Origin of the sequence: Candidatus Symbiopectobacterium sp., from assembly GCF_020054415.1 — a bacterium.
Classification (GTDB): domain Bacteria; phylum Pseudomonadota; class Gammaproteobacteria; order Enterobacterales; family Enterobacteriaceae; genus Symbiopectobacterium.
Map to the genome: position 1 here is coordinate 1 of NZ_JAHWCO010000495.1, position 9,409 is coordinate 9,409.

9 protein-coding genes, 1 pseudogene and 1 other annotated feature are annotated in these 9,409 nt (G+C 54.0%); of the genes and pseudogenes, 1 reads left to right on the plus strand and 9 read right to left on the minus strand.

The window, feature by feature from the left end:
• Positions 1-229: 229 nt before the first annotated feature.
• From hisIE to hisG, 8 genes are read right to left on the minus strand one after another with little or no spacing between them, the layout of a single operon-like run.
• Positions 230-844, minus strand: a complete 615-nt coding sequence (gene hisIE / locus QZ506_RS14485) for a bifunctional phosphoribosyl-AMP cyclohydrolase/phosphoribosyl-ATP diphosphatase HisIE (RefSeq protein ID WP_291971976.1) — start codon at positions 842-844, stop codon at positions 230-232.
• Entirely contained in the window at positions 838-1,614 is a 777-nt protein-coding gene (gene hisF / locus QZ506_RS14490; RefSeq protein WP_291971978.1) for an imidazole glycerol phosphate synthase subunit HisF, read from the minus strand. The genes hisIE and hisF overlap by 7 nt, the downstream gene beginning before the upstream one ends.
• Positions 1,596-2,333: a 1-(5-phosphoribosyl)-5-[(5-phosphoribosylamino)methylideneamino]imidazole-4-carboxamide isomerase gene (gene hisA, locus QZ506_RS14495; protein WP_291971980.1), complete on the minus strand. Its 738-nt coding sequence runs from the start codon at positions 2,331-2,333 to the stop codon at positions 1,596-1,598. The genes hisF and hisA overlap by 19 nt, the downstream gene beginning before the upstream one ends.
• 5 nt (positions 2,334-2,338) lie before the next feature.
• A complete protein-coding gene (gene hisH, locus QZ506_RS14500) occupies positions 2,339-2,929 on the minus strand; it encodes an imidazole glycerol phosphate synthase subunit HisH (protein ID WP_291971982.1) in 591 nt (196 codons plus the stop codon).
• Positions 2,929-3,996 (minus strand): bifunctional histidinol-phosphatase/imidazoleglycerol-phosphate dehydratase HisB, encoded by a 1,068-nt coding sequence (hisB, locus tag QZ506_RS14505; protein WP_291971984.1) that lies wholly within the window; start codon positions 3,994-3,996, stop codon positions 2,929-2,931. The genes hisH and hisB overlap by 1 nt, the downstream gene beginning before the upstream one ends.
• 15 nt (positions 3,997-4,011) lie before the next feature.
• Complete coding sequence (gene hisC / locus QZ506_RS14510) at positions 4,012-5,082, minus strand: histidinol-phosphate transaminase (RefSeq protein ID WP_291971985.1); 1,071 nt, start codon at positions 5,080-5,082, stop codon at positions 4,012-4,014.
• Positions 5,079-6,398, minus strand: a complete 1,320-nt coding sequence (gene hisD, locus QZ506_RS14515; protein ID WP_291971987.1) for a histidinol dehydrogenase — start codon at positions 6,396-6,398, stop codon at positions 5,079-5,081. Before hisD ends, hisC begins: the two co-directional genes overlap by 4 nt.
• Positions 6,399-6,403: 5 nt before the next feature.
• Entirely contained in the window at positions 6,404-7,303 is a 900-nt protein-coding gene (gene hisG / locus QZ506_RS14520) for an ATP phosphoribosyltransferase (RefSeq protein WP_291971989.1), read from the minus strand.
• A gap of 66 nt (positions 7,304-7,369) precedes the next feature.
• Positions 7,370-7,490, minus strand: a sequence feature (His leader region).
• A gap of 374 nt (positions 7,491-7,864) precedes the next feature.
• On the opposite strand from hisG, the gene QZ506_RS14525 reads away from it, so the two are divergent.
• Positions 7,865-8,686, plus strand: coding sequence for an SDR family oxidoreductase (locus QZ506_RS14525; protein ID WP_291971992.1), 822 nt, complete (start codon positions 7,865-7,867; stop codon positions 8,684-8,686).
• A 168-nt stretch (positions 8,687-8,854) separates the two neighbouring features.
• On the opposite strand, the pseudogene QZ506_RS14530 reads toward QZ506_RS14525, so the two are convergent.
• A pseudogene (locus tag QZ506_RS14530) lies at positions 8,855-9,313 on the minus strand (methyl-accepting chemotaxis protein); the annotation flags it as partial.
• Positions 9,314-9,409: the final 96 nt, after the last annotated feature.

Here is a 9,409-nt window from a genome sequence, read left to right on the forward strand (position 1 = left end):
GGCAGCTTCAACGCTGATCTTTTTCAGCAGGCGATCAAACTGGTTGAGATCGTCATGGGCTTTGAGATTTTTGGCCAGCTCGTTAGCCAGAGCCTGTAACTGTTTTTCGTCCATAAAGTAACCTGCTTTTGATGTTGGATTGAACATATCAAAATCAGGCAATTACACAATCTCGTGTACAGGCTCGGAAATTCCGGGCCAGGCCGCAATTTCCCTTGCAGTGATACTACTATTTGCTATGACGAGCTTTCAGTCGGCCGATAATGGTTGCCAGATCCAGTTCCTGATCCTGCAACAACACCAGCAGGTGATACATCAAATCGGCGGCTTCATTAGTCAACTCTTCGGTATCGTGTACGGTGGCGGCCAGTGCGGTCTCCAGCCCTTCTTCGCCGACTTTCTGCGCAATGCGTTTGGTGCCACTGGCATACAGTTTTGCGGTATAAGAGCTAGCCGGGTCTGCCTGTTTACGGCTCGCTAACAATTGCTCGAGCTGATGCAAGAATAACCACTCGTGCTGTGTCGGGGCAAAACAGCTGTTGGTGCCTTGGTGGCAGGTTGGGCCGATGGGGTTCGCTAGTACCAACAGGCTGTCATTATCACAGTCTGGTGTAATGCTCACTACGTTAAGGAAGTGGCCGGAGGATTCTCCCTTGGTCCACAGCCGCTGCTTAGTGCGGGAATAAAAGGTGACCTTGCCGCTCTGTTCAGTCGTTTCCAACGCTGCCTGATTCATGTACCCCAGCATCAACACTTCACCGGATACCGCATGTTGCACAATGGCGGGGATCATCCCGTCGATTTTTTCACAATCAAGTTGGGCCTTATGTTGTTGGCTTAACACGCTCTAATCTCCACACCTTGTTGCTTAAGGTATTGCTTTAATTCGCCAATATTGATGATTTGCTTATGGAATACTGACGCGGCCAGCTCACCATCCACCTGAGCATGCTCAAAGGCGTGTAAAAAGTGCTCAGGTGTACCGGCCCCGCCAGAGGCGATCAATGGAACATGACAGCGTTCACGCACCAATTTCAGCTGTTCCAGATCGTAACCATTACGTACGCCATCCTGATTCATCATGTTCAGCACAATTTCACCGGCACCACGTTGTTGCACTTCCTGCACCCAATCCAGCGTTTCCCACTGGGTAACACGGGTGCGGCTTTCATCACCGGTATACTGATTCACATGATAACGCCCAGTAACGCTGTTATACCAGGTATCGATACCGACCACGATGCACTGCACACCATAACGATCGGCAAGGCGAGTGATCAAGGTAGGATCGGCCAGCGCTGGGGAGTTGATTGAAATTTTATCAGCTCCGAACGAGAGGATTTGCCCGGCATCTTCGACACTTTTAATGCCACCGGCAACGCAGAAGGGGATATCAATCACTTCTGTCACGCGGGATACCCAGCTTTTGTCGACCACACGTCCGTCAGACGATGCGGTGATATCGTAAAAGACCAGTTCGTCTGCGCCTTCCTGAGCATAACGCTGTGCTAGCGGAACGATATCGCCGATGATTTCATGGTTGCGGAATTGCACCCCTTTTACCACCTGACCGTCACGCACATCGAGACAGGGAATTATCCGTTTTGCCAGCATGCGATAGCCTCCGTTACATTGAATTTGCCTTCGAGCAGCGCTCGTCCGACGATCACGCCTTTCACACCGCTGCCACGCAGATTGGCGATATCCTGCAACCCGCCAATGCCGCCAGAAGCCTGGAACGCAATCTGTGGATAGCGTTGGCATACCGCGCGATAGAGTTCTACGTTGGAACCGCTCAGCGTGCCGTCACGGGAAATGTCGGTACACAGCACGTGTTTCAGACCAAATGGCTGATATTGCTCGATGACTTGCTCCAGCGTGACACAGGAATTTTCCTGCCAGCCACTGATTGCAACCTGCTTGACTCCTGCATTATCAATGCGCACATCCAGCGCAAGTACCAACGCATCAGCACCATAACGGGTAAACCACGCCTGTACCAACTCTGGCTGTTTAACGGCGGTAGAGCAAATCACGACGCGGGTCGCTCCGGCTTCTAGCAATGCAACGACATCTTGCTCGGTACGGATACCGCCACCCACCTGTACTGGCACACTCACGCCAGCTAACAGGGTTTTCAGTAACGGAATCTGGCGTGCCGCGGGATCTTTTGCGCCGGTCAAATCCACCAGATGTAACACTTCAGCGCCCTGTTGCTGACAGGCTTGTAAACGGGGGAGGGGATCACTGCCATACTGGCGTTGCTGACCATAGTCACCCTGATGAAGACGAACCACCTGTCCGTCGATAAGATCGAGTGCGGGGATAATCACGCTGATTACATCTCCAGAAAGTTTTTCAGCAACTGAGCGCCGGCGGCCCCAGAGCGTTCTGGGTGAAATTGCACGCCGTAGAAGTTGTCCTTCTGCACTGCGGCGGTGAAGGCTTCACCATACTCTGCTTGTGCGATGGTGTTGGCACATACCGGCATGGCATAGCCGTGCACAAAGTAGAAGTAGGCACCCTCATCAATGCGTTGGAACAGACGGTGTCCTGCCTGCGGTGTGACCTGATTCCAGCCCATGTGTGGTAGCGGCAGGCCGCGACCCTGCATTTTTTTTACCGCGGCGGGAATGATATTCAACGTATCAATCCCACCATTTTCATCGCTGGCAGAGCCAAGCAGTTGCATGCCGAGACAGATACCGAGCACTGGTTGGGTGCAGGCCTTGATCAGCGGAATCAAGTCACGGGCGGTAAGTTGGTCCATGGCGGCCTGTGCGGTGCCGACACCGGGTAGAAATAGTTTGTCGGCGCGTAGCACCACCTCAGGATCGCGGCTCACCACCGGGTCATAGCCCAGTCGACGCACCGCATAGGTGACGGAGGCGAGGTTGGCGCAACCCGTGTCGAGAATCACCACGTTCATCACAGCACCCCTTTTGAACTGGGCAAGGTATCACCCTCCACACGAATGGCTTGGCGCAGCGTGCGGCCAAACACTTTGAACAGGCTTTCTACGCGATGGTGATCGTTACGGCCTTTGGTTCTCAAATGCAGCGTGCATCCCATGGCATAGGAGAGCGAGCGGAAGAAATGCTCGACCATTTCCGTGCTTAAATCGCCTACGCGCTGGTAGTTGAATTCGGCTTTATATTCCAAATGTGGACGTCCGGAAATATCCAGCGCGCAGCGTGCCAGACACTCATCCATCGGCAGCACAAAGCCAAAACGACCGATGCCACGCTTGTCGCCCAGCGCTTTGTTAAGTGCTTCGCCCAAAGCGAGACCAGTGTCTTCCACCGTGTGGTGATCGTCGATGTAAAGATCGCCTTTCACATCGATGTTCATACGGAACCCACCGTGGGTGGCAATCTGGTCGATCATGTGGTCGAAGAAACCGACGCAGGTGTGGATCTTGCTGCAACCTTCCTGATCCAGCCACACTTCGACATTAATGGCGGTTTCCCGCGTCACGCGATTCACCAGTGCATGGCGGTTGCGCTGGGTGAGCTTGTCGGTGATGGTCTGCCAGTCAAGTCCATCACGCTGATAGCGTAATCCGGTGATCCCCATGTTTTGTGCCAACTGCACGTCCGTTTCGCGATCGCCAATCACGTAACTGTTGGCGCTGTCCATCGGGTTCTGTTGCAAAAAGGCATCCACCAGCGCGGTCTTAGGTTTGCGACACGCACAGTTATCAGCAGGAAGATGCGGACAAATCAGCACCTCTTCGAATTCAATACACTGCGAGGTAAGAATCTGCATCATCAACTGGTGCGGCGGATCGAACGTTTCTTTCGGGAAACTGGGTGTGCCAAGCCCGTCTTGATTGGTGATCATCACCAGCTTGAAACCGGCTTTCTGCAAGCTCAGCAGGCAAGGGATGACGGCAGGCTCCAGCGCCAGTTTATCTAAATGGTCAACCTGGAAGTCTTGCGGCGGCTCGGCAATCAGCGTACCGTCGCGGTCAATAAAAAGAAATTTCTGTCCCATGTCTGCTCCTGAAGATTACTCGTTAGTGCCAGATAAGGTGCGCAGTGCGGCAATCACCTGCTGGCATTCGCCACGGCTGCCGATAGTTATGCGCAGGCATCCGAAAAGGCCGGGCTGTTTGTTCTGATCGCGTAAAATAATGCCCTGATCCCACAGTGTTTTGAAGACATTACTGGCGGCAGCGAAACGTACCAATATGTAGTTGCTGGCGCTGTCGAACACCTGTTCCACACAAGGTAACGGTGCCAGCGCGGCCATCAACCAGGCGCGGTTTTCAGCAATCTCTGCGACGCGTTCACGCATCGTACCGATCACTGCCTCATCCAGCGCTTGCGCGGCGATATCCGCCACTGGCGTTGAAAGCGGGTAAGGTGCGATGACCTTCAGCAACAGCGCGATCACGGGCTCATTCGCCAGAGTAAAACCGCAACGCAACCCTGCCAGCGCAAACGCTTTGGAAAGGGTACGCAGCACCACAAGATGCGGATAGTCTGCCAGCCAGCCTGCAACCGTGGAGCCAGGGTTGAATTCGATATAGGCTTCATCCACCACCACCAACGCTTTGCCCACAGCCAATGCCAACAGCTCGCGCAGATCGTCTGCGTCAAGGACATTGCCGGTTGGATTGTTGGGGCTACACACGTAAATCAGTTTTACGTTATTGAGATTGTCTGCAATAGCGGGCAAGTAGAGCTGCCAATTTGATTTGCTGGGCACCGTACGGCGTTCAACGCCCAGGGTTTCCGCACTGACGCCATACATGCCGTAGGTGGGGGGGCAATAAAGCACGGCATCTTGACCAGGTTCGCAAAAAGCACGGATTAGCAGTTCGATCCCTTCGTCAGCGCCGCGACTGACCAGTACCTGTTCAGGCTTCACGCCTGCGTAGGCAGCATAGCGCTCAATGACAACAGGTGGCTGGCATTCAGGATAACGGTTCAACGTCTGTGCTGTGAGCTGGAATTCCTGTGCCTGGAAATATTCGTTGGCATTGAGCCACACATCACCTTTGCCGCCCAAGCGGCGTGCCGACTGATACGTCGTAAGCGTGCGTACATTAGCACGTGCCAGTTGTTCAATGCTCATTGGGACTCCTTCTCTTTCAGGGCAGCGACGCGCAGTGTGACGGCATTCTTGTGGGCGACCAGTTGTTCCGCCTGAGCCAATACCTCAATAGTAGGGGCCAGACGCAGAAAACCTTGCGGTGTTACCTGTTGAACGGTCATCCGTTTCTGGAAATCCGCCAGCCCAAGACTGGAGTAGGTGGCGGTATAGCCATAGGTCGGCAGTACGTGGTTGGTGCCAGAGGCGTAATCCCCTGCGGATTCCGGTGACCAGTCACCAAGGAACACAGAGCCTGCGCTAGTGATGTGTGCAACCAGCGCTTCGGGGTCGCGGGTTTGAATGATCAAGTGCTCAGGGCCGTACTGATTGCTGATGTCAACGCACTGTGCTAAATCGCGCGCCACAATGGCGCGGCTGCTGTCCAGCGCCTGACGTGCGATCTCTGCACGCGGTAGCTGGGCTAACTGCTGTTGCACTGCCTGCGCGACGGCGCGGGCCAATGCGGCATCCGGCGTGACCAGAATCACTTGGGAGTCCGGGCCGTGCTCTGCCTGCGATAACAGATCGGAAGCCACAAACGCTGGGGTGGCGCCGCTGTCGGCGATCACCAACACTTCGGAAGGCCCGGCAGGCATATCAATGGCTGCGCCATCCAGACGCTGGCTCACCTGGCGTTTGGCTTCGGTCACATAAGCATTGCCAGGGCCAAAAATCTTGGCAACGCGGGGAACGCTCTCGGTGCCAAACGCCATCGCAGCGATGGCCTGTGCCCCACCCAATTGGAATATTTCCTGTACACCGCACAGTTGGGCGGCATACAGAATTTCATCGGCAATCGGCGGTGGCGAACAGAGAATCACACGGCGGCATCCGGCAATGTGCGCAGGGGTTGCCAGCATCAGCACCGTGGAGAACAGCGGTGCGGAGCCGCCGGGAATATACAGGCCGACGCTGTCAATAGGGCGTGTTACTTGTTGGCAGCGTACGCCCGGTTGGGTTTCCACATCGACGGGCGGTAAACGCTGCGCGTTGTGGAAGGTCTCAATATTACTGACGGCGATTGCCATTGCCTGTTTGATGTCCGTGCCCAGTCGCGCGGCAGCGGCAGAAATTTGCTCAGGCGTAATGCGAACGCTCTCCACGTCAACCTTGTCAAACTGGGCGCTCAACGCAAGCAGTGCGCTGTCGCCTTCGGTTTTTACCCGATAGAGAATCTCGTTCACGCTGCGAGTGATGCGAGCGGAGGCAGAAATGGCACGGCGTGTCAGCAACTGCTGGCGCTCTTGTTCAGTGCACTGTTCCCACTCAATAAGCGTATCGAAATTGCGGCTGGTCATGGCGGTTACTCCATCATCTTCTCGATAGGCAGCACCAGAATGGAACTGGCACCTAGCGTCTTGAGACGTTCCATCGTTTCCCAGAACAGGGTTTCGCTACTGACCATGTGCATGGCAACGCGACTTTGTTCGCTCGCCAGCGGCAGGATAGTCGGACGTTCAGCGCCAGGCAGCAGGGCAATAACTTCATCAAGACGCTCACTCGGGGCGTGCAGCATGATGTATTTCGATTCGCGCGCCTGAATGACGCCTTGCATACGGGTCAGCAGTTTATCGATCAACTGCTGTTTCTCGGCGTGCATCTCGCAGTCACGTTGAATCAGGCAGGCTTTGGAGCGGTAGATAACGTCGACTTCGCGCAGACCGTTTGCTTCCAGCGTGGCACCGGTAGACACCAGATCGCAAATGGCATCGGACAACCCGGCGCGCGGCGCCACTTCCACTGAACCGTTTAACAGGCAGGATTTAAAATTGATCCCTTGTTTGTCGAAGTATTTTTTCAGAAGGTGTGGGTAAGAGGTGGCGATACGTTTGTTATCAAGGCACTGTGGGCCAGTGTAGTCTTCATCCAGCGGCATGGCCAGTGACAGGCGGCAAGCGCCAAAATCGAGGCGACGCAGCATAAAATAACGCGGGTCTTCCCCCTGCGACCGGCGGTTGAGCAACTCTTCTTCCAGCACGTTTTCACCGATGATGCCAAGATCGACCACACCGTCCATTACCAGACCAGGGATATCGTCATCACGCACACGCAGGATATCGATAGGCATATTTTCTGCAAACGCGATTAAACGCTGCTGCTGTAAATTAATTTTAATACCGCAGCGCGCCAGCAATTCCCGGGAATCATCGCTCAGTCTGCCTGATTTTTGCATTGCAATGCGTAAACGTGTTTTATCCAGCATGGAAACCTCTTTTACCTGTCAAAATGGATGCGCTGCTAACCACCAATTTTTGTTCATCATTGGGCCATAAAAAAACCCTCGGAAGATGATCTTCCGAGGGCTCTCTTTAGGTTCTGCGCCACTGGAAGATCCGAACGTCTTCCAGCACCAACTGCCTGAAAGACTAATCAGGATGATGGTGATTTGACAGAACGCGTAACATAAAAAATCCTCTTAAATAAACAGCACTAATTGCATTGCCAATAAAGCTAAATCATCTCACTGTCGTTGTGCAACATTTTTTTGTTACGCGCAGCGTCGCGCCATTTATTTACGGAAAAGCACAAGCGAATTTTGTAACTGCAATGATAAATAGTCACATTATCGTCGGCGGTTAACGGATTAAATAGGATAATCTGCCAGTGAATGGTGCGGGTTAGAACGATGCTAGGGTTTTACGCAACGCTGCATTTTTCCTAGTCGCGCCGTGGGAAGAGTAAGCGAAAAGTTGTCTTGTAGGATACGAGGCGGCAATTCGAGAGTAGAATAGAAGGTAACCTCAGACAGCCGGGAGTGATGTCGATGAAAAAGGTGTCAATCGTAGGATTAGGGTGGCTAGGCATGCCGTTAGCATTAGCGCTCAATGCGCGTGGCTACCGGGTAACGGGGACGAAAACCACGGCTGACGGTGTGGAAGCGGCGCGCATGAGTGGGATTGCCTGCTATGCGTTGCACTTAACGCCTGATTTGGTGTGTGATACCGACGATCTCGACAGCGTATTGAATGTCGATGCTTTAGTGATCACGCTCCCCGCCAGTCGCACGGCGCAGGGGGGAGAGAACTATCTGCTGGCCGTTCAACAATTGGTGAACAGTGCGTTGGCGCACGGCGTTCCGCGCATCCTGTTTAACAGTTCGAATTCGGTGTATGGAAAAGGTGCAGGGACGATGCGTGAGTCCTCTGCGTTGCATCCGGAAACGGCAGCGGGATATGTTCTGGTACAGTTAGAACAATGGTTGCACGCCTTGCCCAATACCTCAGTGGATATTCTACGACTGGCTGGACTGGTGGGACCCAATCGACACCCCGGACGCTTTTTATCGGGGAAAACCAATCTTCCCGATGGGGATGTCGGCGTTAACCTGGTGCATCGCGATGACGTGATTGCTGCGATTGAGCTCTTGTTACAACTGCCTGCGGGGGGCCATCGCTATAATCTCTGCGCGCCACAGCATCCCAGCAAGCGTGCGTTTTACATTGAACAGGCGCATCGTCTCGGCGTTGTACCTCCGCAATTTAACGCCGAGAGTGAGCAAGGCGGGCGGATCATTGACGGGCAGCGTATCTGCCGTGAACTGGGGTTTGAGTACCAATACCCCGATCCCATGACCATGCCCTGGTAAGTGATTCCATCATGTCTTTGTTGACTGCCGCGGTGTTTACCCGCGGCAGTCAAGTCAGCGTCAGAAGTGGGTCCAATCCTGCGCATTGCCTGCAACCGGCGCTTTTGCTGGCAGAGCATGGGTTGAAGGACGCGCCAGCCGCGACGGTGGCGCCGTTTGCGTATCGCCAAGCCGGAAGGTTGCCATCAGTTGCGTCAACACAATAGCTTGTTCTTCCAACGTGTTAGCACTTGAGGACGACGCGCTAACCAGCGTGGCATTTTGCTGCGTGGTGCTGTCCAGTTCCGTAATGGCGCGTGAGATCTGTACAATGCAGCGGCTCTGCTCTTCCGAGGCTGACGAAATCTCTTCCATAATATCGTTTACCCGAGCGACCGAATTGACGATGCTCTCCATGGATTGTCCGGCCTCCGCCACCAACTTACTGCCCACGCCGGTGCGCTCCACGGATTCATTGATTAACGCGGCAATGTCCTTGGCGGCCTAGGAGCTCCGTTGCGAAAGTGCTCGCACTTCACCCGCCACTACGGCAAAGCAGCGTCCTTGCTCACCAGCGCGGCTTTGTTGAATAATAGGTAATCATGCTGTTTCTCCATGCCAGTTTTGGTTGAAAATGCTTGTCATCTCAGGTGTACACTTTTCTCATGAGGCCTAACTGCATGATTTTACGTTGCGAGGATCCGTCGTTTCGCTGGGCTGCCAGCATAAAATCTATTTATTCAA